The organism is Stratiformator vulcanicus (assembly GCF_007744515.1).
GTDB lineage: Bacteria > Planctomycetota > Planctomycetia > Planctomycetales > Planctomycetaceae > Stratiformator > Stratiformator vulcanicus.
In genome coordinates, this window is the sequence record NZ_CP036268.1 from 4,238,960 (window position 1) to 4,264,683 (window position 25,724).

Below are 25,724 nucleotides of genomic sequence, written 5' to 3' on the forward strand. Positions count from 1 at the left end.
TTCAAGATTCTTTTTTCGCTCGAGACGCCGCCACCTCGTCAGCCAGAGCGGCGAGCTTTTGATACATCTGCTCCCGAGCTTCGACAATCACCGGGTCCTTTTCGCCCCGGGGGGGCTTTTCGGTTCCGACTTCGATCGGTTCGCCAATTTCGATGATCGTTTTCATCCGCCCGAAGACCCTTAATTTGTCGGTCAGGTCTTCTTCGAATCGCTCGACCGTCTCGACGATGTGCTCGGGCGGGCTGTCGGGCGTGAGGTAGTCGCGGGGATAGAAAACGGCTTGCTGGGCGAGATAGATCTGCCGCAGCACTTCGTATCGATCTGCTTTTTCGTCGGGCTTCAATTTGCCGGAGGTCAGCTCGGGGAGAATCTTCGTGCGGATCGCTTTGACTCGCATGACCACGTGATCTTCAGGGCCCGTTGCCGTCTCAAACCGCTTCTCGTGCGGGGCGAGCAGTTTTTCGGCTAGGTGTTCGGCGCGATCAAATAATTCTCCCTCTTGAGCCGCTCCGAGATACTCGATCTCTTTGACGGCGAGCAGGCAGCTGCCCAACTTGCGGATGCGGTCGACAAGCGGAAGTTGTTCCTGCGGGGTCCAGGAGAGCCGCTGCTCGATTTCTCGCACGACCGGAGTGACCGTCTCTTCGACATTGTCCAGATAAATGTATCGAAAGACGGTCGGGTGAATGACGACCGGACCTTTGCCTTCTTTCTGGCGACGCTTGGCGGCGGTGCGGGCCATGAACGCCGGTCCGTCGAGAAACGGCAGCAAAATGTCGTTGGCCCGGGAGACCGTGCCTTCCGGGTAGATCACCAACGGGCGTTCGGCTCGAGTGAGATTGTCGATGGCGAAGTTGAGCGCGGCTCGATCGGCCCCCTCACGCAGGATGCTGAATGCTCCGAGTCGACGCATCATCCGCGGCTGAAACCACCCCTGCCGGAACAGGTGAAAGCTCGCCATTGTGTAGAGACACTGCCCGGGGACGGCCCGCGAGATCGAGCCCATTGTCATGGGGTCGCTGGTCCGGCAGTGATTGGCCATCAAGATGACGCCGTGCTCGGCATCGAGGGACTTCTTCAGCCGCTCGGTGCCGCGGACCTCGACATCGACAATTCCGTGCGACTTCTTCAGATAGAACGGGAGAAGAGGTCGGCAGATATGTGTCCACATAGTCGACCGGACCGGCGGGATGAACTCATAAGGTTCCTCGAGGATGACTTCCTGCATGGGCGGCGGCCGTTCGTTTCCGGAATCGAAAAATAAAACAAGGGGCAAGAGACGCGGTCGGGGCAATCCGGTAAAGCCATACCGTCTCAAATCGTGGGCTGAAACGTAGCTGCGCGTCCGACCGGCTTCAATCTCGCTTTCAGATCGGACTGCTTCGTTTCGGAGCGGGAGCGAGTCGGCTATGATTTTCGGAACCGAACGGTGAGGCGCATGCAGGGCACGGACGTCGATTTCAAAGAGCACTTAGCGAGCCGCCGGGCGTTGATTGACGCCGCGCTCGACGATGCCGTTGTCGACACTCCGCTGTGCCCGCCGCGACTGGCCGAAGCGATGCGGTACAGTCTGAAAGCCGGGGGAAAACGGCTGCGTCCGGTATTGGCTCTGTTAGCTTGCGAGGCGTGCGGCGGTCAGAAGGAAGAGGCCGTGCCGGTCGCGATTGCCGCCGAAATGATTCACACCTATTCGCTGATTCACGACGACCTGCCGGCGATGGACAATGATGACCTTCGCCGCGGTCGCCCAACCAATCACCGCGTCTTCGGCGAGGCGACCGCGATTTTAGCCGGGGACGCACTTCTGTCCCGTTCATTCGAAATCATTGCCCGTGAAGTTTCACCCGCAAAAGTCGCCGCGGACTGTATTGCAGATCTGGCGGCTGCCGCCGGGCCGGAGGGCATGGTCGGCGGCCAGGCCGCCGATCTCGCGGCGGAGACCTCGGGCGTGCGGGATCAGGAGCACCTCGAATCGATTCACTTGAGAAAGACCGGCGCCCTGATTCAAGCATCGCTGGTCATGGGTGCCAGGGTCGGGGGCGGTTCTAAATCGGAGTGCCAAGCGATGAAAAGCTACGGCCGCGCCGTCGGTCTCGCCTTCCAGATCGCCGACGATCTGTTGGACATCACCGGAGACGCCGCCAAAATGGGTAAGGGCGTCCGGAAAGATGCGGATCACAATAAACTGACCTACCCGGGCTTGCTCGGGCTGGAACAGAGTCAAAAGTTGGCTGCAAGACTGACGGAAGAAGCAATCGCGGTACTCAGCCCGTTCGGGAAATCCGGCCGGCCACTCGCCGCAGTGGCCCGGTTCGCGGTCGAAAGAGATCACTGATGGAATACCAAATACTTCCCAATATCACGTCGCCTCACGACCTCGACGGCCTGTCGCGCGAGCAATTGCTCACCCTTGCCGCCGAGATTCGGGAAGCCCTGACCGGGATCGTCGAAGAACGACCGGCTCACTTCGCCAGCAACCTCGGCGTCGTCGAGTTATGCATCGCCTTGCACCTCGTGTTCAACTTCGAGGAAGACCGGCTCATCTGGGACACCGGACACCAGATTTACCCTCACAAACTCGTCACCGGTCGATTCCACGAGTTCCAGACCATCCGCCAGCGCGGCGGGCTGATGGGTTACCCGAATCCGGCGGAAAGCCCGTACGACCTGTTCGTCACCGGCCACGCCGGTTCGAGCGTCTCGACTGTTCTCGGCCTGAAAGCGGGTGATGACCTGCTGGGCGAAACGGGCCGTAAGTCGGTCGCGGTCATCGGCGACGGGGCATTGCCTTCCGGCATTGTGTTCGAGGCGATGAACAACGCCGCCGAACTGAAGAAAGACCTGCTGGTCATCCTGAACGACAACAAGATGGGCATCTGTCCGCGAGTCGGCGGACTGGCTCAGTACCTCGATCGGGCGCGGACCGCGCCGTTCTACAACGGGCTGAAAAAGGATATTTCGTGGCTGCTCAACCAGATTCCGGTCGTCGGTGAGTCGGTCGAATCGGTCCTCGGGCACGCCAAAGAAGCCGCCAAGACGTTTCTGCACGGCGGAATGTTGTTCGAGGAGATGGGCTTCCGCTACATCGGCCCCGTCGACGGACATGACCTCACCGGGCTGATCGACTCCCTCAAGATGGTCAAAGAGGTCAAGGGCCCGGTTCTGCTGCACGTGCTGACCGAAAAGGGACACGGGTTCGAACCGGCCTGCGCCGACCCCGTTGGATTTCACACGCCGTCGCCGTTCGAGCGCAACGCCGAGGGCGAAATCGTCTCCATGAAAAAGGGATCGTCGAAGGCTTACACCGAGGTCATGAGCGACGCGATTCATCGCTCAATGTCCGAAGACCCGAAGGTCGCCGTTCTGACCGCGGCGATGTGCGCGGGGAACAAACTCGAAAAGGTGAGGGCCGAGTTCCCCGAACGCTTCTTCGATACGGGCATTTGCGAAGGTCACGCCGTCGCGTTTGCCGGCGGGATGGCCAAAGCGGGCATGAAGCCGATCGTCGATATTTACAGTACTTTCCTGCAGCGGAGCTTTGATCAGATCTTCCAGGAAGTCGCCCTGCAGAATCTGCCGGTCATCTTTACGCTCGATCGGGCCGGGCTGTGCGGGCCGGACGGCCCGACGCACCACGGCATCTTCGACCACGCCTATATGCGCGTCTTCCCGAACATGACGGTCATGGCACCGGGGGATGAAAACGATGTCGCGCCGATGCTCGACTTTGCCCTGCTGCACGACGGCCCGACATCGATTCGTTATCCCAAGGCGAACGTCGAATCGGTTGAGCGGGATTCGGTGCCGATTGAGCACGGTAAAGCCGAGGTCTACTCCGAAGGCACCGACGGCACATTCGTCGCCTGCGGGGTGATGTTCCCCCGCTGCGTCGCCGCGGCCGAGCGATTGCGCGAAGAAGGCGTGCAGGTCGGCGTCATCAATGCCCGCTTCATCAAGCCGATTGATATCGAAACGATCGGCCGGGCACTCGACGAAACGGGATTCGTGATCACGGCGGAGGAGAACACCTCATCGGGAGGATTCGGTTCGGCCGTGCTGGAAGCGGCCAACGCGCGAGGGCATCGCACAGATCACCTGCGGATTTTGTCCCTACCGGATGAGTTCGTCGAACACGGTGACCGTGACGAGCTACTTGCCTCCTGCGGCCTCGACGTCGACGGCCTCGCCGCCACCGCCCACTCATTAGCAGACCGCGGCACACTGCAGACTTCCTGACTAAACTGTTAAGGCGCCCCCACAAGCCGCGCACGCAGTAAGCGGATCGATCACGCGGCGTCCACTTAAGAAACCCGCTCACTACGTGCGCGGCTTGTTGAGAGAATCGCTTTTCTCGTTCAACGAGTGAGACGAACGGCCTATCTCGAAGACAACCGAATTGATGACGTCCATCATCATTGCCAGTCGCAACCGCGGGAAGATCGTGGAGATCGAGGATCTGCTCGCGCCCTACGGCTTTGAGATTCAGTGCGTCGCCGATTTTCCCGATGTGCCCGAGGCCGTCGAAGACGGCGAAACCTTCGACGAGAATGCTGCCAAAAAGGCGACCGAAGTCGCGAATCATCTCGGCTGTTGGGCGATCGGCGAAGATAGCGGGCTGTGCGTCGATGCCCTCAAAGGCCGACCGGGGATTTTTTCCGCACGCTTCGCAGGGGAACAGTCCGACGACCAGACGAACAATCAGAAATTGATCGACGAACTCGACGGCGTTGCCGATGCAAAACGCGGCGCGGAATACCGCTGCCACGTAGCCCTCGCTGACCCCTCGGGTCAGATCCGGCTGACTTCGCAGGGACGCTGTCGCGGACGAATCACCACTCAGCCACGAGGCGAGAACGGCTTTGGATACGACCCGTACTTCGAAATTCGCGAACTCCACCGCACGTTCGGCGAACTCCCGAAAGTCGTCAAACGCCACCTCAGCCATCGTTCTCGGGCCTTTCGGCACATGGCGCCGCGACTCGCCGGGGTGGTGATATCTACCGACAGTGCGAGAACGGGTTGAGGTAATTTCGGCGAAACACGTGATTCATCGTTCCGACCGATCGCAAGGATCGATAAAATCCCCACAACTCGGACACGAAGCGCTCGATGTCGGATCAATGGTTGCCACTGTGACTGCTGTCATCGCGGCAGCGTGGAAGTTGCAGACCGGACAGATGGATCGGGACGAAAAGCCGACTCCGCGAGATGATTCGTCACGAGAGCTCGGCAGGTGAGGGGAGCAGGCGTATGACGCTAAGGTTGGACGGTTTGGTCGCGTGCGGGGAATTGGACGGAACCCGCACCAATAGTGTCAACGGGTGGATCAAACTCAAAGGACATCAGACGCCGCTTTCACTGTCATTGACCGGGGCGTGCGGGAAATACCTCGCCGGGCGCCGGATTCGTTTCGAAGCCTCCGAGTTCTCCGAGCCTTCGTTCAACGACGATTACAGCGAGATCGCCTGGCAACAGGTCGGTCCCACCGGTCGGATGGAGGTCGACCGGATGAGTGACGGCACCGTCGTCCTGTTCTTGGAATGGTTCAGCCAGAACGGGCGCGTGCTGCTCGAACTGACCAATCCGGAAATCGAGACCGTTCCTGAAGAAAACGAGTCGAGCGGCCCCGAAGCGGTCGGACCAGCTCCCGATTCGGCGATCGAACCGTGGTCGGAAGAAAATAACGAACTCGACGAATCGGACGACCCCTACAACCTATTTTCGGACGAACTCAATCGACATTTCGAAGCGGAGTCTCGGGCGCTCGATCATTCGCTTGGAGGCGCCGAAGATGATTCGGGCTTCACACGTGATCTCGAACTGATGGAAGAGTTAATCGAGAACGGTGAAGGAGTCCCGATTGCCGAGATTTTTGATCCGCCACTCAAATTGCCGCAGCCTGACGGGCTGAGCGATCGCGACATCGAAGTCGCCCTGCGCCGCCTCCTCGCTGCCATGGCGGAGCACGGCATTGCCCTCGACATTTGCGAGCACTTCAGCCTCCGGGATGCCTACACTCTATTGCTCGAAGAACTCTGTCCTCACGAGATGACGCACCCCGAACTCGACGCGACGCGATGGGTTCAGCACTTCTCGACCTCCGACTTCTGCGACAAGTGCGACGAAGAATTCGAGCGCGAGTTCGAAGAGTTCGAACGCGGTCGCGACAAGGACGGGGAAGAGGATCAGGACTGAGGCACCGACGCCCTTGGTTCGGAGGCCAGTACTCCGACGGCAACCCTTGGCGAATCGCTTTAGGAGTGCCGCGTCCAGTGCCAGGTCTTCAGGTCGAGCCGATACCGCTTTTCGTTCGCAATCAAGTCGCGTTCCGAATCACGGTGCCGGAGCCCACCAACGACGGTCAGGTACTCCTCTCTCGGCGACGAACTGACTTTATGGTTGTGAATCCATCCCGGCCCTTTGCCCGTCGTCTTGACCTTTCGAATCTCAAAGGTCTCGCAGTTGAGCAGGAACACCGGAGTCGTTTTCTCTTCGCGTTGCTCCTGATAGCCGAGGCATCCGATAATTAAGATGTCCGACTCGATTCGTGTCGCAGAATGAAAGTCCGTCGGCGGGAAGACCGTTTCCGGATACCCATAGATGTCGATCGCACCTGACGGGTCCCGCACAATCACGTCATTGTAGATATAAAAATCGGGGTCATAGTAGTCCTCATGTTCGCCGGCGATGAAGATCTCCCGCCCGTCCGGCATGATCGTGGAAGACATTCCGAAGCGATCAAACGCGAACGACGGCATCAGAGTTTCATCTAACGCGAGGTTGAAACGACTGCGTGCGGCGTAGGGGCCAACCTCCGTTTCGATCAGCGCCTTCCAGACTGCATTATCAATCTTCTCTGCCGCGTGACGCCCCCGTCGTGCTTTAATAAATTGCCGAATGTCTGCCGCGGAGAACGAACTGAAGGCCGCATCCTCTCTCTCGCGATTCTCTCGACGCCAATCGTCCATCGGCGACCCCTCCTCCCCGTCGGCATCGTCACAAGCTTCGGAGAGCGTCTCCATCGCAAAAGAAACGAGTTCAAGTCGCGCCGATTCGCTGATCTCACGAACCTTCTTTTTTAAGTCATCCGGCAGAAGCATCTCGCCTGCTCCATCCATCTCGTTCATATCCCACTCGAATTTTCAATCGACCGCAGCGTGGTTATTGAAGTCTGACCGTCAGAGCAATTCACAGGTTCGCGCCAGCGCTCCGATGCTGAAAATAAGGAGCCTTTCAAGGGTGGGCTTTGGAGCACCTATTATTGAATTTTGGCGTCTTTCATCTCCCAGATGTCGAGTGAATGCAGCGTCGCCCCTCGCCCGCCCGCGATAAATTCCACTTCGGTTTCCGCAGTTTTCGTCAGCCAAGGCCGCGTGATTGCTATTCGGCCATCTGCAGAAAACATCTCCACCAAACCGCGATCGACAAAGATGCGGAGATTTAAGTCCCGAGACTCACTCTTGAGCCGATCGAGCGGAATCACGAACCCGTTGCTCTCCTGCGGGACTTTAGCGGCGCGATCCATTTGGCCAACCGACAACCCAATCTGTTCATCCCAAAGAATTGTGAACAGATCATTTCCGCGATGTAGAAAGATGCCCCCGCGATCCGACGGCGCAATGGTCATGCGTGCGGCCATCTCAAACTGTTCAAGCTTAGGAGCCGGACGAAGACCTTCGGCCGACTCGACTCGGGTCGGCTTCTCAATCGACCAACTCTCACCCCGCAAAGTCGACAGCGTGCGGATCGGCTTTTGACATAGCGTGAGATCTTTATCAAGACTTAAGACCCGGGGCAGGGTCAACACACCCGACCATCCTCGGCCACCTTTAAAGTGCCGCGCCCAGCCCAACAGGATTCGCTCTCCCGACTCATCAATAAGGATATTGGAGGCATATAGAGAATCGGTCGGTTCGAGCCGACCCTTCTTTTCGACTTGAAACGTCGGCCCGCCGTCCGCATCAGGATCGAACTCCCCCACTTCATATTCGAGTGCGCGATAGGGCGAGATAATTAAGACGCACTTTCCATCAAGCTCGAAGAAGTTCGGGCACTCGGGGAATTTCACCTTCGACTTCGGTGTCCGCCAGACAATGCCGAGGTACTTCCAGTTCAAGAGCGTGTCGTCCTCCGCTTCCCAGAGCGGGATCACCGATTCGTCCTGCGTATCGGCCCCCACAACCATGAAGGTGCGATTCTTGAAGTGAAAGATAAACGGGTCGCGAAAACCTGCTCCGAAGGTAATCCCTGGAGCCGACTCAATGGTCAGCAGCGGATTAAAATCAGGCTTGTGCCATTTCGTCAGGTCGTCATCGAGGGCCTTCGCCACCCACTGCTCGTTCGGCTTCGGCCCGCCGTCAACGCTGGTATAGAAGGCTAGAACGTTGCCGTCGCCGTCATGTTCGGCACAGCCCGAGTAGACGTGCTTTTCCGCCCGGGATGGCGACGGCGGAATCGCGATCGGTAGCCGCTCCCAATTCACCAAGTCCCGGCTCCGCGTGTGCCCCCAGTGCATGTTTCCCCACTCGTCGCCGTAGGGATTGTGCTGAAAGAAGACGTGGTACCAACCGCGGTGCAGGATCGGCCCGTTGGGATCGTTGATCCAATTCGCGGCCGGATGAAAATGAAACCGCGGCCGTAAGGGATCGTCGAGCCCCTCGGCCGCCTTCGCCACCGAGGCATCGGCCTGATCGAGCAACCGCCGGGCTTCCGGCGAGACATCTACCGTATTGATGTCTTCGGCCCGCAGGCTTGAACTCCCAGCCAGACTGTAGAGCAGGGCAGTCAGCAATAGTCGATTGCGTAGCACAAACATCGTTGGTCCTCTCCGAATCGTGTGGAGACGCCAGCGTAAATCCTGCGCCAGCCGAATAACAGCACGAGCCCCCTCTTGTCGGCGATCCGCTTACTGCGTGCGCGGCTTGTTCGACATTACTCTCGACCCTCGACTCTTGACGCTCGATCCATAATGGGTGGCAAAGGACCTGCCTCAAGCGGTATTCTGCAATGTGATCGCCACGGAACAGCCCGCTCTTAACGTGGCTTTCTGACTCAGCCTTAATAACGGAGACCGTTCCATGAGCACGATCAAACCGGGTGTAGCATTACTCTTCTGCTTGCTATGCGGAGCTTCCACCGGTGCCCAGACAGTCGATGAGCGTCTGATTCCGTTTTCTGTTCAGAACACGACGAAGTACCCGCTTTGGATCGCCATCGGATTCAACGAGGGAGACGAGTTCGTCTCCGCCGGTTGGTATAAAATTGAATCGGCCGCCACGCTGGATGGGTTTTACACAGCCGATGGCGACGTCTACTACAACGCCTACTCTTGGGACGGAAAAAAGAAGGTGAAGACGTGGCTCGGCACTGACAAAATGGTCTACGTCGAAGACCCCTCCAACGGCTTCCGCCTGAAAGAAAGCCGAACGCGACTCGGCGGCAAAATCAAGAAAGTGGGAATGAAGAAGGTGACGATCGAAAAGCGCGGTCAGGTGTTTAAGTTGCGGTGAATAGCACTATCAATCGCAATAGTTGGTAGAAACTCGGCACCGCAAAAGAACCATAGCACAGCTCGCCAGCGCTAATGCGGTTCAGCCAAGCTGCCATCGATACTGAGCAAACATCAGTTGCCAATGCACGGCACATCAATCGTTGCTGCGCTCCTGCTCAGCTTTTCGCATCAGGTCTTCGATGCGGTCGGGGATGCCGAATGAGCCAAGGGTGAAGAGTTCGATATTCGGCTTCTCGAAATTGATCTCTTTGCGGCTGTTTTTATAGGTAACGGCTGGCTTTTCGTTGTTACGCAACGCGCTGACAGTCACTGTCGCCGGAATCGGAATCCCTTCGACTTCACCGTCATAATCTATGACCGCTCGCAGTCTCGGCGGGTCTTTAAAAAGGTAATACTCCCATTCCATTAAGACCCAGTGCCTTGATGGGTCGAATAAAAATTCTCCACCACACGAACTATCATTCTTTTCCGAGGGATTGTAGACCGGCTGCCTCCATGTGATTTTTTCGAGAACTCGATTGTTTCGTCGCACTTGCTTGCGGCTAGTCACCGTGAAACCCTTCGACTGCACGATCACTTTTATAGGGGAGTCCATCATGGAGATCGATGCGATTGGAATCATGCGATAATTCCATTTATTGATGCTCCACTTTGGGTTCGTTGTCCAGTAGCTTTGGATGGCGAATGTTGCCTTATTCTTGGACTTCAGGAGGCCTACTTGGAAATCGTCTTTTCGCAGTATCGCGTACGTGCCGTCGTCCGAGACCGGAAACTGAACCCGAGAGAGATCATCTCGGCGGTATTGCGTTACTTTCACGGCGTCAAATTGCCTTTTCTCTGCTTCTTTCGACGATTCAATCGGAACCATCGCCTCACTAGTGCCTGTTATGCACTTCAATTAAGCAGTCGATTGGTCAGCAGGCCGAGGAAGGCGAGCCAGTGCCAGCCGGTTAATGTCGTTGCAAGCCGTTCATAGTCGCGGGCGAGGCGGCGAAAGCGGCCGAGCCAGCCGAGCGTCCTCTCAACGACCCAGCGACGCGGAAGCAGTATAAAACCCTGACGGGCTTCGTGATGTTTAACGACCTCCAATTCGATCGATTCCGTAGCCGCCTGCTCAGCGGCACTGGCCCCGGTATATCCTTGATCGACGTAAGCCAGCTCAACAGTCCCGCCGGTGACCTGCTGAACCTTTTCGGCAAGTTCTTTGACATAGCCACGCTCCTGCTCGTTCGCGGCGGAGATCGTGACCGCCAACAAATTTCCCAGCGTATCGACGGCAATATGGGCCTTCGACCCCTTCTTTTTCTTAGCGCCGTCGAATCCCGCGCGAGCGCCGCTTTCGGGTGTCGACTGCAACGTCCGGGCATCAAGGATGACGGCCGTGGGCTGCTCGTCGCGTTCTTTAAGAATGCGTTCAATGATCCTCAGATCGTGCGCGATCGTCTCGAACACGCCGGCCTGCATCCATCTTCGGGCCTGCTGATACGCGGCCGACCATGGCGGGAAGTCATGCGGCAAATAGCGCCACTGGCAGCCCGTTTTCGCCACGTAGCGGATGGCATTAAACAACTCACGCAGCGAGTGCTCCCGCTGCGGGGCGTCTTCTCGCATCAAGGTCAAATACGGGAGCAAAAACTCCCATTCCGAATCGGTGACATCGCTCGGATACGACTTCCTTGTCGTGCTCATGCCCCAAATTCAACGCCTCACGGCACATAAGTCAATAACAGGCTCTAGTGCAAGTAAAATTCGCGAATGCCGTTTCAACTTTTCCTACTGCGGCCAAATAAGTTCGAGTGAATGATTCAGTCAGTCGCTTCTCGGCCGGTGTTTGCTCCGCTTCAAGCAATTGAATTGTCTGTGCATTTGCCTGATGCACACCTGGTAAGAAGACCGTGAACCCGCAAATCACAACCGGCAAAAATATCTTACGAAGATGATCGAAGTCCATTCGACTGCTCGCAATTCGGAGGAGACTTTAGTTTAAATATTTCGTGTGTGCTTCCGTTGAAAATGCTTTACCTCTGAAAAATACACACTTGCGGGAAGCACGAGGACGATACAAAGACGGAATCGCTAACCGCATGTGCAACCGAATCGTCCAGCCGTACAGGTACATGCAATTTTCGCAGCATCGCAATTCTTGCCTTCCGTGGCGCTGTCGCATAGAAGACCGTCAGATACACAAGTCGTCGCAGGAGGGCCCTCATCGCAATTTGAAGCCCCATCGCCGAACGCAGCATCGACGGTTGAGTTTAATGCCAACTGCTCGCCGGATGCTGCGGGCATTAGCCCAAATGTTATTAGTGACAACAAAACGACGCCCAAGAAAATGCTGGGCATATAAAATGACTTGGAGAGTGAAATATACATTGTCTTCCTTTAAATCAGGGGTTGCAGCAACTGAGATTCTTCACGACGAAGCCCCAACAACAAAGTTGAGAACTAGATTTACAGTATGGTCTGCGGGGTCAATCAATAACTCCACAACCTGTCGAGCCTCTTGAGGCCCATCTGCGGCCGGAGCCTGGTAGCGATATGATAGCTGCCTTTCCGAAAGAGGCGGTATAGTCATCGGCAGGTCACTGGTTGCGACACAACTGCATGACGAGTTCGACCCGAATATAGTGATCGCATGGAACTGCAAATTTCGGACAGAAATCTCGACTTTAGAGGTTCTGTCAGCCGGAACCTTCAACGGAGTTTCGTCGACCGGAACCACCATCACTTCGTGACCGTTAAGCCGCATCTGGAAGCCCCGAACGGAGCCGAAGCATGTGGTGATTGCACCCCAGACGAGTAGAGGGACGAGCAGTAGCGGAAGCCAACGCAGAAGACGCCGCACTTTGGAAGGATGACCTAAGCCCTGCTGTTCGATCGAACCCAAGGCTTCACCCGAGTCAAGTTCCGTGTTCATCTGAGGCTTTTCTGTTTAGTTCGCAGAATTCTCTGAAAGCTGGGCAAACTGCCGTTCGAAATCTTTAAATCGAGTTGTCCCTTCCCAGTCATCCACTTCGGGATTAAGGAGCAGGCCCATCTCGACATCGATCGCCGATCGACCCTCGAGGTCGCTATCGGTGCGGCCGTAATAGAACGCCCAACGACGCTTTCGTTCGACCAATCGCGATTCGGTGATCTCGGTCATACGGCGGCCGGATGCCGTTTCTAAAAATCGACAGCAACTGCGCCCGATGACGTCGCCGAGTCGCCGTAATTCATCGAGTGTCAGATGCTGCTTCGAAGAGCGAGAATTCACCTCGACGCCGACATAACCGGGACCGAAGACTCGGCTGGCCCAACCGCACATTCTGTACTGCGCATCTATCAACTCCGGCTGCTGCCTTTCGGCGGCTATGAAGCCTGCATCGACGCAATCACGATCGAGCCGGGCCTTAAGATGTGCGTATTCCTGCTGTCGCTCCGCATCACTCGGATGAGCGACGACTTTGGCGTGCCAGCCGGCGACGCCGGGGTTGTGAATATTCACAATCAGATCGAGCCGGTTGCCATCATCGACCCACTGTTGCAAAAACCGAGCATACGCATCGGTCTCCACCGTCGAAGCACCGATCCTGAAAGCATTCATGATCGAATCATGGGCACCTTCGGCCGCGCCATCGGGGTCCATTAGAGGAATCGCCAGTATCGTAAATCGATCAAGAAGGGACGCTCCGTCTCGATCCACCTCGGCGAGAACCGATTCCACAAACCCTTCGACTGCCCAACTCGAGTCGTGCTCATCGGCGTGCTCCCGGGCATATATTAGCAGGCAAGGTTTGGAATCTGCAGAGGCAACAAATGAGCCACCAGATGTCGTCCCGCCTTTACTCAGCTCAATCACAGAGAGCGTATGCCCACGGACACTTCGCCCTAGATCGTGGACAGTGACATTTGCACGGCGCCTTACCGAGTTCACCCACTTGGCGTGGTAGCTCGGCACATAAGGAACTTTCATGGCCAGATAGGCTGAGTCGGTGTTAAATCGGTGCCTCAAGATCAATGAGCGAGCCCCAAGCCCCCCACTCTTCCCGGATGACACCCCTTTCACGAACTGCCACCCCTTTACCGATCCTCCCGATCTCACGCTTGAATCCGACAGAAAATTATTGAACCCAGCGGACCCCGCATTTCCGGCCAAGCGGGTACCGGCACCAAAATTCTCTAGGTCCGACAAAGAGCCGGTTTCGCAAACCGCCGGATAATGGCTCTTCCAATACGGCTTCACATTGGTGAAGTCGACCCGAACTTCGCGACCGGCAGCACCTTCAACCTGGAGCAGATAGAAGAGAAAATACTCCCCCGGCTTCTCAGCCGGAAAGGCGACCTCGAAATGGGCCGGTCCTTTTGCAGTGATCTCGAATCGATCCCAAGAACCCTCAAAACCGCTAATAAGTTTTACCCCCAGAGGGCCCGTCGCTGATACAATTTTGGCATTACCGCTAATCGGATGAGGCACTTCGCTACGTTCGGGCGGGGCCGACAATACTCCTTGTGAAGCGGGATTGAATGGCTGCGGCTCCGGAGAATCGACTGGCGAAAGGCGAACGACATTGCCGCCGCTGGGAGAGATCGTCGGCGGATTGTTCGGCAGCCCGGTCGGTCCGCTCCTGTTAAAAAGCAGAAACAAACTGACAGCTCCCGCAATTACAGCCGCGCCAATGAGGCTTGCTGCCGGGGGACTTTGTTGCTTGCGCTTCACCTGCCAGCCCTTTGACGCTTTTGCACACTACATCCGCTAAGATACAGTGGACCAATGGGGGGGGGCAAGCGCATTCGCCAGCATAATCAAAAGTTAACATTCTTGCGGCGGGTGGCTGGGGACGGCATGGATGCCGCCCCCAGATTTGCAGGAGCAAGTTTTTGAACGGATTCGCACCTCGTCCCCGCGCTCGCTGGGGGCGGCTCGTCGAGACCGTCCCCAGCCACCCTTTAGAGAATCCGCGGCCAAGCTTCCTCAAGCGGAACCGCTTTAGTCTCACCGTTGTGATACCGCTCCAACCGCTCGGCGATCTCCGTCCGCCAAGCTTCTCGAACTTCTTCCGCGGGTTCATCGCCCAAGCTGTCGAGCAATCGAGCCGCGAGTGCAGCCCGCTGCTCCTCCGGCAGTTCAAACACCTTCTCAATCAGTTCGTCCGAAGCATTTGTGCTCACGTGAGATATCCCCCCAATAAGAGCTAATCACTCACCGCTAACGGCTCATCTTTAAGGCACTTCCCAATCTGCTTCACTGCTTGCCTGAGCCGTTGGCTGTTTTCCACGATGGCGAGTCTTAAGTAGCCTTCGCCTTCTTCGCCGAAGCCGCGGCCGGGGCTGACGGCTACGTTGGCTTCTTCTAAGAGCTTCATGGAGAACGGGATGGAACCCATTTTGTTCCAGGGTTCGGGAATCTTGGCCCAGACGAACATGCCGGCTTTGGGGCGTTCGATTTCCCAACCTAAGCGGGCGAGGCCATCGCAGAAGATGTCGCGGCGTTGTTCATATTCCTTAACGACTTCGTCGACCGCATCATCACAGTGCCGCATGGCGATAATGGCGGCGATCTGCACGGCCTGAAAGATGCCGTAGTCGTAATAGCCTTTAATCGTGCCGAGGGCGCGGACCATCTGGCTGTTGCCGGCACAGAAGCCGATCCGCCAGCCGGCCATGCTGTAACCTTTGCTCATCGTGGTGAACTCGCAGCCGACGTCGATCGCGCCGGGGGCTTCTAAGAAGCTCGGGGCTTTGTAGCCGTCGTAGCAGATGTCGGCGTAGGCGAAGTCGCTCATCACTAAGAAGTTGTAGCGCTTCGCGAGCTTCACCAGTTCGACGTAGAAGTCGAGTTCGATCGTCGTGCCACTGGGGTTGTGGGGGAAGTTAACGACCACGACCTTCGGCTTAGGGAAGAGGTGCTCGCAGGTGTAGGCGACGTTTCTTAAGAATTCGTTCGGGTCGGTGACGTCGAGTTGGATGACGTTGCCGCCAGCCAGCATCACGGCATAGGCGTGAATCGGGAAGGTCGGCGCGGGGACGACGGCGGTGTCGCCCGGTCCCAGTAGTGCCAGACACATGTGGGAGAAGCCTTCTTTGGAGCCGATGCAGGCGAGGATTTCGCTGTCGGGTTCGAGGCTGACGCCGTACTTCTTGAAGTAGCGTTTGGCGACCTCTTTCCGCAGGTTGCCCAAGCCGTTGGAGACGCTGTAGCGGTGATTGCGCCAGTCGCCGAGGGCTTCGGAGAGCTTGTCGCTCACGCGGCGGTCGGGCGGGTCGGTGGGGTTGCCCATGCCGAGGTCGATCACGTCGATCCCGGCGACCCGTTTCTCGTATTTAACCTTGTTGATCTTCCCGAAGAGGTAGGGCGGGAGCCGCTTCACTCGGTCGGCGACGGGAATCGTAAAGGGGACGTCGTCGAGGGGGAGTTCAGATTCACTTCGCATGGCTTCGGTCGGGTCGGGGCGAAAAATGTGGGTGGAAACGACATTCTACCACTCAGACCCGGGACGGATAGCGCGGTTCGGTTTTGATCTGGGCGCATAAAGAAAGCCCCGACGGGCGAGCCATCGGGGCTTTGCGAATCAAATTGTCGCCGTGAAATCACGGGCTAGCAAATTCAGTTGCGAGCCGGTGCGGTCGTGGTCGCTCCGACCTGTCGAATGCCGGTTTGCTCGTGAGTCAGATAATTGACAACGAGCGTCGACTTCTGCAGTTCGGTGAAGATGTTGGCGACCGCTTCTTGAATCTTTTCCTTGCGGATTTGTTCGACGATCTCGTCCCGCACGAGGGCGAGGTCGGTCACGATCGGTTCAGTCCGGCCGGTGCATTTGAGGATGACGTACCGCGTCGCCCCCGGCATCGGCAGTTGGACGATCCCAGAAATCTCGTTCAGCTTCAGTTGGAAGGCTTTCTCTTCGAGCTCTTCCTGACCGCTGTAACGGCGGATCGGGGGAATCTTGCCGTCGAGCGATTTGCTCGTCGGTTCGATCGAGAACTCGCGTGCGAGGCGACCGAATTCTTCCGGATTACGACGGGCGCGAGTCCAGACTTCCTGGGCGCGACGCTGGTTGTCGAGCATGATCATTTCGGCTTTGACACGCGGGCCGAAGTCGCGGGCGAAGACCTTACCAATGTCTTCGGTTGTGATTTCGACATCGGCACCGGCGAGCTTTTTCAAAGCGATCATCGGCCAAATGACGTCGCGCTTGTACTGCAGCGGGGTCAGGCCGCGCTCGGCTTGGAGCATTTGCAGCCAGTTTTCGCGGTCGAGATTGAAGCCTTGGGCGATCGTGGTGATCTCCTGCTCGACTTCTTCGATCGAAACCTGCACGCCACGGGTGGCACAGGCGGATTCGATGATCTTGCGGTTGATCAGCTTTTCGAGGGTCTCGGTGCCGAAGCGTTCGAAAGCCTCACGCTGAACTTCGTCATAGGTGATCGCCTCCCCGGCGACGGTCGCCAGGGTGGCAGGAACACCGTGCGGTCGTGCGACCGTCTGCTTTCCGACTTCGTGCTGCGTGCTGACGGCCGCGTGGCCGGTCCGCTCCGCCGCCGTCCCGGGTTCTCCGGTGAAGAACTGCATCATGACACCGCCGGCAACGACGGCGAGCGTAACGCCGCCGAGGACCGCGGTGACCTGCTTTTGTCGAGTAGTCATTTTACCTCGGGTTGCCGTTTCCGGTGCCGACTCTTCAGTGCCGAACGCTGCCGAAAACGGGCACTCGCCGAATTGATCTTCGTGGCCGCCTTCCGGCGCGGCGTGATTCCGTTCACCCATCGCGCTGTGTCTCCATTGAAAGGGTCGATTGCGCCGCAGCGCGGATTCTGCATCGGGCGGCGGCCGCGGATGCGACCATGCGGGGGTACCGCCGTCGAAGCGAGCGGACTTGTAAGAATTACCCAAATGCGGGTCAACGCGACTTCGGCTCAAGTTGGGAGAAATTTGAATTTTGTCAGGATGCGGCCGATCGCTCCGTCCGGCCCGCGAGGCTGAGCCTGAGCCGCGACAGGAGATCATCGCCGGTTCGCACGGTGACGATTGTCGCGTTGTGACGCAGGCAGGCCGACCGAACAAGCCTGTGATGCTCGGCGACGGCCCGACGATAGGCAGGGGCCAGTTCGGTCGCGTGATCCTGAAGAATGCGGGTCGACTCAGGGTCGCGAAATCGGACCTGTTCTGCGGTCGGAAGCCGTTCTTCTGCGGCATCGATCACTCTGAGGAGCCGAACATCGTGCCCGCGAGTCGCAAGTGTCGACAAAGAGCGGTTCAGTTGCGCCGGATCGTCCCAACCGTCGGTCATCAGATAGATCAGGCCCCGACGAGAGAATCGCCCGGCCACGCGCTTGGCCGCCAGGTCGGCCGCAAACACGCCTTGAGGCGTTGCCTCCGCCATTGCGTCGACGATCCGGTTCCAATGAGACGGTCGATCGGTGCAGGGCAGTTCGGTCGGCTCATTGTCGGCGAAGATTGTCAGAGCGGTCGGGTCCCCCTGCCTCAACGTCACGCGGGCGATCGCAGCGGCGAGAATGGCAGCCGTCTTCCACTTCGACTCGCGGTCGTCTCCTGCAGGGATGGCTCCCATCGACCCGCTCGCGTCGAGCAGAATCAGAACGCGGACGCTGCTGTCCTCCCGAGTTTCTTTGTAGAAGTGCCGACGCGTGCGGGCGAAGAGCTTCCAGTCGATCCGCCGCGGCTCATCACCGGGAGAGTAGGGACGATGCGTGAAGAACTCTGAGGACGGTCCTCGACCGATCCCCCGATGTCGACCGAGTTGCATCCCCCGCACAAGGTGCCGGGCCCGCAAGGCGAGGGTGGAAGACGTCAGTAATTCTGCTTGGGTCAACACTGCTGACGCACCTTTGCGACCCGTCTGAGGTCATCAGTTCCGCGGTTTGATCAGGGACCGCATCCATTTGGGGATCGCCGCATCTTCGGCCGAAAGTGCCTCGACAAGCTGCGTCACGATTTGATCAACGGTGACCCGGTCGGCTTCGGCTTCGAAGTCGGTCACGATTCGATGCCTCAGAACCGGTGCCGCCATTGCTTTTACGTCTTCAAGTTCAACCGCCGCTCGACCTCTCAGCATTGCTCGGGCTTTCGCGGACAGAATCAAGGCCTGACTTGCCCGCGGGCCGGCCCCCCAAGAGATGTAGCGATTCACCGGATCATCAGCATTCGGGTCGTTGGGCCGGGTCGCGCGAACCAGACGGATGGCAAACCGGGCCGTCGATTCTCCGATCGGCATCAAGCGTAGTAAGCCGGATGCATCGGTCAGCTCGGCTTGATTGGCGATTGCCTGAAGCGTTGGCAAGGCCGTCGCCGTGGTCCGCCGGACGATCTCCAACTCGTCTTCTTCCGACGGATAGTCGACGAGAATGCGCATCAGAAAGCGATCAAGCTGCGCTTCCGGCAGCGGGTAGGTTCCCTCTTGCTCAATCGGGTTTTGCGTAGCCAGCACGCAGAACGGACGGGGGAGCGAGTGCGAGGCTCCGCCGACCGTCACTTGATGTTCCTGCATCGCCTCCAAAAGTGCCGATTGCGTTCGCGGCGAGGTACGATTGACTTCATCGGCCAAAATCAGATTGGCAAAGACCGGGCCTTTAATGAAGCGAAAGGCGGTGGCGTCATCGCCGCCCGACCCGATGATCTCCGCACCGACGACGTCGGCGGGCATTAAATCGGGCGTGAATTGAATTCGTGAAAATGAGAGGTCGGTCAATTCAGCTACCGACCGCACCAGCAGCGTTTTCGCCAACCCCGGCACACCTTCGAGCAAGGCGTGTCCGCCGCACAGCATTGTAATCAGAATCTGCTCGGCGACTTCATCCTGGCCGACAATGACCTTCGCCAGTTCGGCACGCAGCGTCCGCCCCAACTGGGCAGCCGCCTCGAGTCGCTGCACATCAGACCGCACCGGCTCGCGCGGTTTCTCGGACTCTCGTTGCTCGTGAAGTTCGTCGTTCACTGCGTATTATCGACTGTGTTCTCGAAGAAGCGGGCTAGCCAATGTGAAAGAAGTATTCATCAACTGTCGACGCACGAAGGCTTCAAATCAAACACGACACCGAAGCATCATCGCCCGATCTTAAATACCTTCGCGTCTGGAGCTTGAAATTTAAGGTACTCCATCGATAGCCCGACGCGCCAGCGAGGGCGAAGAATCGTAGCGCGTCCAACTGGAAACGGATTTAGTACGAGATTTGCCCCCCGCAGAATATGAACCACAAGATTCGCTCCCCTTTCTCCCTGCATCGCGTAGGCATCCTCGGTGAAGCATCGGCTATTGAGAATATAACACCGCGTATTAAATGATAACGGAAGACCCTCCGACGCTGAGAACAACTCCAGGCGACTCCTATCAATGGTGATTGCAAACCATCGTGAACGGGCTAATGCTTCGTCTTATGTCTGATTTTTAAGAATGATCGCACAAGCCGGATGTTATTCGCTGCCGCCGCGGCGGCGAAACGCCGAAAGTCGAGTTGGGCGTTTTTGTCGGCCCGATCGCTGATGGCCCGAATAATGATCACCGGGACTCCGAGTTGATGCCCGACTTGAGCAGCCGCCGCCCCCTCCATTTCAACAACATCAATACCGAGCGTTTTCCGAAGTTCGCGACGCGGTTCTTTCGCCATCAGAAAGACATCCCCTGTCCCCACAATTCCCGTTCTGAACTGGGGCATCCGCGAATCGACTGATCGAAATTGAACCGTCTCTGCTGCCTCAAGCATCGCGGCCAGCACTTCCTGTGGCGCCGGAAGTTGAACGGGATTCAATTTCCCGTCGACGGGGTTTCGGGTCGCATCGCGGACGAAGGCTTCATCCGAATGCGTCCCGAAATCGTGATGCAGTGCCGATTTACCGATCACGATATCTCCCGGTCGTAGCTCCGGGTTCACGGCGCCGGCGACACCGGTAAATACGATGACTTCAGGACGAAAGTGTTCGATGAGTAGCGTCGTGACCATTGCGGCGTTGACCTTGCCGACGCCGCCGCGAGCAACGACAACCGGTGTGCCTTCCAGCACTCCCTCATGGAACTTCAGCCCCAGAATTTCTCGGGTCTGGCGATCATCGATCGCGCCGATTAACCCGTCGACCTCGACGTCCATCGCGCCGAGAATGGCCACGGGGGCCCGATCTGCCGCTGTCGCCGCGGCAGCGAGAAAAATTAACGACGCGATAATGCCAGTGGCACGGGCCACGATGGACGACACGCTATCTGAGATCGATTGAATCATTTGGAAGCCGCTCCGATCAAGCGCGACGAAGTCAAACTCGCCAGAAGTCCGGCACGAATAATACTAATATGGCGAATAGTTCGAGCCGCCCCAGTAACATTAAGAGCGTGAGAAGCAATTTTCCCTGCGGCGAAAATCCCGAATAGTTATTGTGAGGTCCGAGGACACCGAGACCCGGACCGATGTTGTTTAAACAACTCGCGACGGCGCTGGCGCAGTCAATGAGTTTTTCTGCTTTGACGTCTTCACCGTTCTCCCATTGCCGATCAGACTCAATCACGTTCAGCACCATCCAGGCACTCACAAAGACGAACAAAATCAAACTGAAATAGACGACCACGTCGTGTCGCATCTCTTTATCGACGGTCACGCCGAACACTTTCATCGGCCTGACGACATTCGGCCGATAAGCCCGTTCGATCTCCAACCTGATGATCTTAAAAAACAGCAAAAACCGCACGACCTTCAGTCCGCCGGACGTCGAACCGCTGCAACCTCCGACAAACATTAATAGCAGAATAAGACCTTTTGAGAACTCGCTCCATTCGGTGAAATCGACGGTCCCAAATCCGGTGGTGGTGATGATCGTCACGGTCGTAAAAAGCGAGTGCCTTAGCGACTCGGTCCAACTCAGGTACCGGTCGGTCAGCTCTAAATTGATAAAGAATGCGCCGGTCGCGCAGGCGATGATTGCGAGGTAGGTGCGGTATTCCGGGTCGGAGAACCAGGGTTTCAGTCGGCTTGCGATCCGGCCTTCACCCAGCTCACGCCGGCCCTTCCAAACCAGGTAATAGAGCGTGAAGTTCGAGCCCGCGACAATCATGAAGAAGGTCGCCGTCAATTCGATGACCGGGCTCTGAAAATGGCCGAGGCTCGCGTTGTGCGTGCTGAATCCCCCCGTCGCCATTGTGGCAAACGAGTGGCACAGGGCATCGTAGAACGTCATGCCTTCGAGGGCGTAGATACCGACCAGCACCCCGCTGATTGCGACATAAATCAACCACATCGTCACGGCGGTATCACGGACCCGGGGTCGGACCGATTCATTGATCGGCCCCGGGACTTCCCGTTTCATCATCGCCTTGCCGCCGGCACCAAGTTGCCCCAGAACCGCCACGAACAGCACGATGATGCCCATGCCCCCGAGCCAATGCGTAAAGCACCGCCAAAAGAGTACGCAGCGGGGAATCGCGGCGGGGTCGTCCAACTCGGTCAGCACGCTCGCCCCGGTCGTCGTGAAGCCGGAGATCGACTCGAACAACGCATCAATGGCCGTCACCGGCGTATCGGGCGCTCGCATAACTCCGGCCAGAAACAGGGGCAGGCTGCCGATAATTCCGGCGAGAATCCAGCCGAGCCCGACCACGGCCATCGCTTCTTTGCGCAAGATGGCCGTGCTGGATTCACGGCGACCCAGATAGACGAGCAATCCGCCGAAACAGAGCGAGCCGATGATCGTTTCGATCAGGGCCCAGAAGCCTTTTGACTCGAACTCGACGGCTTCGCCGAGCAGCGGGAAGGCCCACGGCAGGCTGAATACCATCGACCCGCCCACGAGCATCGCGAGCAGTCCGAGCAGCCGACTAAGTTGCAGCCAATTCATCGGAAGACGGCGGGGGCCAAAGGCTCAAAGGTGTTCATCACTGCAACACTGCCGGCGAGCACCGCCGGACGGTCGCAAAGGATAACCGATGAGACATTATTTCGCGCCGGTGCGGCTGATCACGCCGCTGCGGCTGATCGCCCCGGCGTCGCATGACGCAGCGCGTGAGCCCGCCACGTCGATGCGGTCATCGGCTCGGCCGGAATGTGAAGCGTCGCGACGCAGTAGCCGTGAACGCTCCGCGAGCCCATCGCGAACCCGCCCCACAATGCGCGGCGGTCGCGAAATTCTGAGGTGCGACACGTTCCCGGAAACATGTGAAAATCATCGGCCAAATCTTCGGCAGTACCCCGACCGACTTCGGCGTGCTGCACGATCGTCAGGCAACCGCCCGGCTTGAGTTGCGAAAGCAATTCGGCGGTACGAAGCCCGCCTGCGGCATCACCGCGGATGACCGGGCCGGACCTCAACACCAACACGGCATCGTACACGCCTTCTTTCGCATTGGCGGCGAATCCGGAACGGTCAATATCTGTCTGAATATGCAGGTAGTTCAGGAATTCGGCCAGCGGCTCTTCAAAATCGCCAGTGACGAGCATTCGCGACCCGATATCAACCCCGTGCGAGACGATCAGGTGCCGCATCAGTCGCCGGGGTAACGGCAGCTCGGCGGATTCGCAGGTCGGAGCGGTGATCGTATTCATCGACTGGCCTCGGATCGAAACAACGCCGCGAGGCCACATCGGACTCGCGACTTCGCGGGGTTGTAGAATTGACAAGTCGATCCGGTCAACCGCGGTTCACATCGCCAGCGAGTCCGCTCTATTCGACCGACTCGAAGCGCATCGCGCCGAGGGCGAAGAACACGACCGCGAACGAGACGAGAACGCCGCAGCACCGCCCGATCAGCGCCATATCGGGCGTCGGATCGTTGAGGATGCCGTCGTAGGCGATCAGGGCCCAGGCGTGCGGAGTCCCGAGACTGATCTGCTGCATCAGATCGGGCAGCCACTTCCGCGGCATAAAGCAGCCGCTGATCCCGGCCAGAATAATCACCGCGCTGGTCGCGTACGCGGAGACCTGAGCATCGGTTTTAATGAGTGTGGCCACCATCAAACCCAGCGCGGTTGCTGCCATCGACGTCGAGACGATCACCGGAACGAGCAGCCAGGGTTCTGCCCCCCATGACATCCCGAACAGCACCCGACCGACCAGAAAGAGCAGGGAAGTCTGGCAGAGCGAAATGATAAAGAACGGCACGGTCTTACCGAACAACAGGGAGACCGGTCGAATCGGCGCAACGCGCAAGCGGCGTAACGTGCCGAGTTCACGCTCGTGCAAGAACGAGCGGGCCATGATGTTCACGAGGAAGAACACGAACATCACCGTGTACGATGGGACGATGTCGTTATAAACGCCGTCTTCCGTATCGAACGGCCCCGTCAAATCCTGCGGCGGAAGTAAGCGGATCGATTCGCCGTTCGTCTCAGCCTGCAGTTCATCACATTCTTCACTGGCCGAGCGGCCGACAATGCCGCCGGTATTGCACGCCACGACCCGCGGCAGCTCATTAAACAGCGACAGGACCACGAACGCTTTGACGGAACTGTCCGGACCGCCGGCGCCGCCCAGCAAGTCGACGCCGACCGCTTCCGGCCAGTTCGAAAGCCCGGCGTCGTCACTCGGTCTTAAAAAGACTCCGGGCGAGAGCCGGAACACCTTCTCATAGAACTCGGGACAAAAAACGACCGTCGCGTCGACGTCACCCGACGCAGCCATGTCGGTGGCTGCCTCCAGGTCGCCCTCAACGTAGGTTGTCCCTTTAAGCCCGGCGAGTTCCTTTCGCCAATTGTTGACCGACAAAACGCGGACACCTTGTTGTTCCTGCATCCGGTTGATGATCTTTACCATCAGGTTGCGGGCCAAGCGACGGTGATAGGCGCGATCTTCTTCGGGAAGCGCCGGTTCGGGGGCGGCTTGAAATTCGGAGTCCCCTTCGAAACCCTCCTCATCAGCGATGAGCGGCTCCGTCATGAATTCTGAGGAGCCGATCGACGCGTAATCGATTTGATCGACGACCGCGATCTTTAATTGATGGCTCGTGTTCGTCCATCGCATGAATTTGCCGGTCGTTAAACCGATAATCACGATAAACGCCAGCGGCAACGCCAGCAGCACCGCGATCGTGCGACGGTCCCGCACGAGCAAACGCAAGTCCTTGGCGGTAATGATCCAGGCGGACACGGGATATATGAAATCAAGAGTGATTGTGGATTATCAAGTTGTGCTTTTGAGAGCTATTGAGAAGCCTTGCGGCCAAGTCAGCGCTTTCAGCTGGGACTATGCCTCTTAAAGAGCATCGATCGATTCATCGGTAATTTCAGCGAGGTTTCGAGATCGCTTTGATAAGCGAGATCAAACTTAATCGCGCAAGCTGTTCCCCGTCAGTTCGAGGAAGAGCCGTTCTAGGTTCGGTTCGGTGGTCTGCACTGATTCCAATCGCCCACCGGTATTTTGGATGTGGGCGAGTGCCGACGTCAGGATGGAACTGAGCGGTCGGTCGCCGCCGAGGCGCGCGCAATCAATAACGATCGACGTGTCTCCGTCGAGTCGTCTTTCAATTGCGGCGATCTGAGCCAAGTCGGGCGGCAGTGCGGCCCCATCGTTCGAAACGCGAAGCCGCAATTCGGAGGCGACACGCGAAAGCAATTTTTCCATCGGGCCTTCGGCGACAACACGCCCCTGATCAACAATCGCGACGCGATCGCAGACCGCCTGCACTTCTTCCATATAGTGGCTGGCATAGATGACCGCCATGCCGTCGTTCGTCAGTTGCCTCACCGACTCCAACAGATGCGAGCGACTTTGCGGGTCGATGCCGACCGTCGGCTCATCAAGAATCAAAATCCGCGGTTGATGAAGTAAGGCGACTCCGAAGTTCAGTCGGCGTTTCATTCCGCCGGAGAACGTGCCCGAGGGATCGTCGGCTCGGGGGGCGAGTCCGGTGCGATCGAGCGCATCGGAAATCCGATAGCGCAGAGTACTGCCTTTGAGGCCGTAGATACGACCGAAGAACGCGAGGTTCTCTCTGGCCGTCATTTCGGGATAGACGGCCAGATCCTGCGGCACGATCCCGATCAGGCGACGCAGTTGTCTGTCATGCGGGGTTAGTTTCGTGCCGCAGATTTGGATGGTGCCGTCATCGGGCTTGAGAGCCCCGCACACCATCATCATGGTGGTCGACTTGCCCGCGCCGTTCGGCCCCAGCAGCCCGAAGACCTCGCCGGCGTCGACCGTAAAACTGACCCCCTCGACCGCGCGGATCGGGCCGTAACTCTTATGCAGATTCTGCACGTCGAGTACGTTCATTGTTGAATCCCGATCCATCGTTCAACCGTT

21 protein-coding genes are annotated in these 25,724 nt (G+C 57.9%); 5 read left to right on the plus strand and 16 right to left on the minus strand.

Annotation, left to right across the window (positions count from 1 at the left end; translation table 11 throughout):
• Position 1 precedes the first annotated feature (1 nt).
• Entirely contained in the window at positions 2-1,228 is a 1,227-nt protein-coding gene (locus Pan189_RS16880) for a lysophospholipid acyltransferase family protein (RefSeq protein ID WP_145365265.1), read from the minus strand.
• Positions 1,229-1,438: 210 nt separating this feature from the next.
• On the opposite strand from Pan189_RS16880, the gene Pan189_RS16885 reads away from it, so the two are divergent.
• The 4 genes from Pan189_RS16885 to Pan189_RS16900 all read left to right on the plus strand — a co-directional run bounded on the left by Pan189_RS16885 (position 1,439) and on the right by Pan189_RS16900 (position 6,195).
• Positions 1,439-2,335 carry a polyprenyl synthetase family protein gene (locus tag Pan189_RS16885; RefSeq protein ID WP_145366232.1) on the plus strand — a complete coding sequence of 299 codons (897 nt, stop codon included), beginning with the start codon at positions 1,439-1,441 and terminating at the stop codon, positions 2,333-2,335.
• A complete protein-coding gene (gene dxs, locus Pan189_RS16890; protein ID WP_145365266.1) occupies positions 2,335-4,236 on the plus strand; it encodes a 1-deoxy-D-xylulose-5-phosphate synthase in 1,902 nt (633 codons plus the stop codon). The genes Pan189_RS16885 and dxs overlap by 1 nt, the downstream gene beginning before the upstream one ends.
• A 163-nt stretch (positions 4,237-4,399) precedes the next feature.
• Positions 4,400-5,023, plus strand: coding sequence for an RdgB/HAM1 family non-canonical purine NTP pyrophosphatase (rdgB, locus tag Pan189_RS16895; RefSeq protein ID WP_145365267.1), 624 nt, complete (start codon positions 4,400-4,402; stop codon positions 5,021-5,023).
• Positions 5,024-5,250: 227 nt separating this feature from the next.
• Positions 5,251-6,195: a hypothetical protein gene (locus Pan189_RS16900; protein WP_145365268.1), complete on the plus strand. Its 945-nt coding sequence runs from the start codon at positions 5,251-5,253 to the stop codon at positions 6,193-6,195.
• Positions 6,196-6,254: 59 nt separating this feature from the next.
• On the opposite strand, the gene Pan189_RS16905 is transcribed toward Pan189_RS16900, so the two are convergent.
• A complete protein-coding gene (locus Pan189_RS16905) occupies positions 6,255-7,127 on the minus strand; it encodes a hypothetical protein (protein WP_145365269.1) in 873 nt (290 codons plus the stop codon).
• A gap of 131 nt (positions 7,128-7,258) precedes the next feature.
• A complete protein-coding gene (locus Pan189_RS16910; RefSeq protein WP_145365270.1) occupies positions 7,259-8,815 on the minus strand; it encodes a glycoside hydrolase family 32 protein in 1,557 nt (518 codons plus the stop codon).
• A gap of 262 nt (positions 8,816-9,077) precedes the next feature.
• Between Pan189_RS16910 and Pan189_RS16915 the strand changes: the two genes are divergently transcribed.
• Entirely contained in the window at positions 9,078-9,509 is a 432-nt protein-coding gene (locus Pan189_RS16915) for a DUF1036 domain-containing protein (RefSeq protein ID WP_145365271.1), read from the plus strand.
• Between the two features lie 135 nt (positions 9,510-9,644).
• On the opposite strand, the gene Pan189_RS16920 is transcribed toward Pan189_RS16915, so the two are convergent.
• From Pan189_RS16920 to Pan189_RS16980, 13 genes are all read right to left on the minus strand, one after another.
• Complete coding sequence (locus Pan189_RS16920) at positions 9,645-10,328, minus strand: hypothetical protein (RefSeq protein WP_145365272.1); 684 nt, start codon at positions 10,326-10,328, stop codon at positions 9,645-9,647.
• A gap of 77 nt (positions 10,329-10,405) precedes the next feature.
• Positions 10,406-11,200: an IS5 family transposase gene (locus Pan189_RS16925; RefSeq protein WP_145362230.1), complete on the minus strand. Its 795-nt coding sequence runs from the start codon at positions 11,198-11,200 to the stop codon at positions 10,406-10,408.
• A gap of 1,243 nt (positions 11,201-12,443) precedes the next feature.
• Positions 12,444-13,466 carry a M14 family zinc carboxypeptidase gene (locus tag Pan189_RS21505; RefSeq protein WP_310821345.1) on the minus strand — a complete coding sequence of 341 codons (1,023 nt, stop codon included), beginning with the start codon at positions 13,464-13,466 and terminating at the stop codon, positions 12,444-12,446.
• A 974-nt stretch (positions 13,467-14,440) separates the two neighbouring features.
• The gene (locus tag Pan189_RS16935) at positions 14,441-14,662 is read right to left on the minus strand and encodes an addiction module protein (protein ID WP_310820677.1); all 222 of its coding nucleotides are present in this window, start codon (positions 14,660-14,662) and stop codon (positions 14,441-14,443) included.
• 23 nt (positions 14,663-14,685) lie between these two features.
• Positions 14,686-15,924, minus strand: a complete 1,239-nt coding sequence (locus Pan189_RS16940; RefSeq protein WP_145365275.1) for an aminotransferase class I/II-fold pyridoxal phosphate-dependent enzyme — start codon at positions 15,922-15,924, stop codon at positions 14,686-14,688.
• 173 nt (positions 15,925-16,097) lie between these two features.
• A complete protein-coding gene (locus Pan189_RS16945) occupies positions 16,098-17,258 on the minus strand; it encodes a peptidylprolyl isomerase (protein WP_310820679.1) in 1,161 nt (386 codons plus the stop codon).
• 175 nt (positions 17,259-17,433) lie between these two features.
• The gene (locus Pan189_RS16950; protein ID WP_145365277.1) at positions 17,434-18,327 is read right to left on the minus strand and encodes a DUF58 domain-containing protein; all 894 of its coding nucleotides are present in this window, start codon (positions 18,325-18,327) and stop codon (positions 17,434-17,436) included.
• A 33-nt stretch (positions 18,328-18,360) separates the two neighbouring features.
• Complete coding sequence (locus tag Pan189_RS16955; RefSeq protein WP_310820680.1) at positions 18,361-19,446, minus strand: AAA family ATPase; 1,086 nt, start codon at positions 19,444-19,446, stop codon at positions 18,361-18,363.
• A gap of 424 nt (positions 19,447-19,870) precedes the next feature.
• A complete protein-coding gene (locus tag Pan189_RS16960) occupies positions 19,871-20,722 on the minus strand; it encodes a 5'-methylthioadenosine/adenosylhomocysteine nucleosidase (RefSeq protein ID WP_145365278.1) in 852 nt (283 codons plus the stop codon).
• Positions 20,723-20,753: 31 nt separating this feature from the next.
• A complete protein-coding gene (locus Pan189_RS16965) occupies positions 20,754-22,325 on the minus strand; it encodes a TrkH family potassium uptake protein (protein ID WP_145365279.1) in 1,572 nt (523 codons plus the stop codon).
• A 119-nt stretch (positions 22,326-22,444) separates the two neighbouring features.
• Positions 22,445-23,029, minus strand: coding sequence for a hypothetical protein (locus tag Pan189_RS16970; protein WP_145365280.1), 585 nt, complete (start codon positions 23,027-23,029; stop codon positions 22,445-22,447).
• Positions 23,030-23,147: 118 nt separating this feature from the next.
• Positions 23,148-24,569 carry an ABC transporter permease gene (locus Pan189_RS16975; protein WP_310820681.1) on the minus strand — a complete coding sequence of 474 codons (1,422 nt, stop codon included), beginning with the start codon at positions 24,567-24,569 and terminating at the stop codon, positions 23,148-23,150.
• A gap of 177 nt (positions 24,570-24,746) precedes the next feature.
• Positions 24,747-25,694 carry an ABC transporter ATP-binding protein gene (locus tag Pan189_RS16980; protein WP_145365282.1) on the minus strand — a complete coding sequence of 316 codons (948 nt, stop codon included), beginning with the start codon at positions 25,692-25,694 and terminating at the stop codon, positions 24,747-24,749.
• Between the last annotated feature and the right edge of the window lie 30 nt (positions 25,695-25,724).

Coding starts and splice junctions, on each gene's coding strand:
- Pan189_RS16900 (WP_145365268.1), top strand. CDS start 5,251: ATGACGCTAAGGTTGGACGGTTTGGTCGCGTGCGGGGAATTGGACGGA.
- Pan189_RS16880 (WP_145365265.1), bottom strand. CDS start 1,228: ATGCAGGAAGTCATCCTCGAGGAACCTTATGAGTTCATCCCGCCGGTC.
- Pan189_RS16925 (WP_145362230.1), bottom strand. CDS start 11,200: ATGAGCACGACAAGGAAGTCGTATCCGAGCGATGTCACCGATTCGGAA.
- Pan189_RS16965 (WP_145365279.1), bottom strand. CDS start 22,325: ATGAATTGGCTGCAACTTAGTCGGCTGCTCGGACTGCTCGCGATGCTC.
- dxs (WP_145365266.1), top strand. CDS start 2,335: ATGGAATACCAAATACTTCCCAATATCACGTCGCCTCACGACCTCGAC.
- Pan189_RS16905 (WP_145365269.1), bottom strand. CDS start 7,127: ATGAACGAGATGGATGGAGCAGGCGAGATGCTTCTGCCGGATGACTTA.
- Pan189_RS16915 (WP_145365271.1), top strand. CDS start 9,078: ATGAGCACGATCAAACCGGGTGTAGCATTACTCTTCTGCTTGCTATGC.
- Pan189_RS16960 (WP_145365278.1), bottom strand. CDS start 20,722: ATGATTCAATCGATCTCAGATAGCGTGTCGTCCATCGTGGCCCGTGCC.
- rdgB (WP_145365267.1), top strand. CDS start 4,400: ATGACGTCCATCATCATTGCCAGTCGCAACCGCGGGAAGATCGTGGAG.
- Pan189_RS21505 (WP_310821345.1), bottom strand. CDS start 13,466: ATGAAAGTTCCTTATGTGCCGAGCTACCACGCCAAGTGGGTGAACTCG.
- Pan189_RS16980 (WP_145365282.1), bottom strand. CDS start 25,694: ATGAACGTACTCGACGTGCAGAATCTGCATAAGAGTTACGGCCCGATC.
- Pan189_RS16970 (WP_145365280.1), bottom strand. CDS start 23,029: ATGAATACGATCACCGCTCCGACCTGCGAATCCGCCGAGCTGCCGTTA.
- Pan189_RS16910 (WP_145365270.1), bottom strand. CDS start 8,815: ATGTTTGTGCTACGCAATCGACTATTGCTGACTGCCCTGCTCTACAGT.
- Pan189_RS16940 (WP_145365275.1), bottom strand. CDS start 15,924: ATGCGAAGTGAATCTGAACTCCCCCTCGACGACGTCCCCTTTACGATT.
- Pan189_RS16945 (WP_310820679.1), bottom strand. CDS start 17,258: ATGGGTGAACGGAATCACGCCGCGCCGGAAGGCGGCCACGAAGATCAA.
- Pan189_RS16885 (WP_145366232.1), top strand. CDS start 1,439: ATGCAGGGCACGGACGTCGATTTCAAAGAGCACTTAGCGAGCCGCCGG.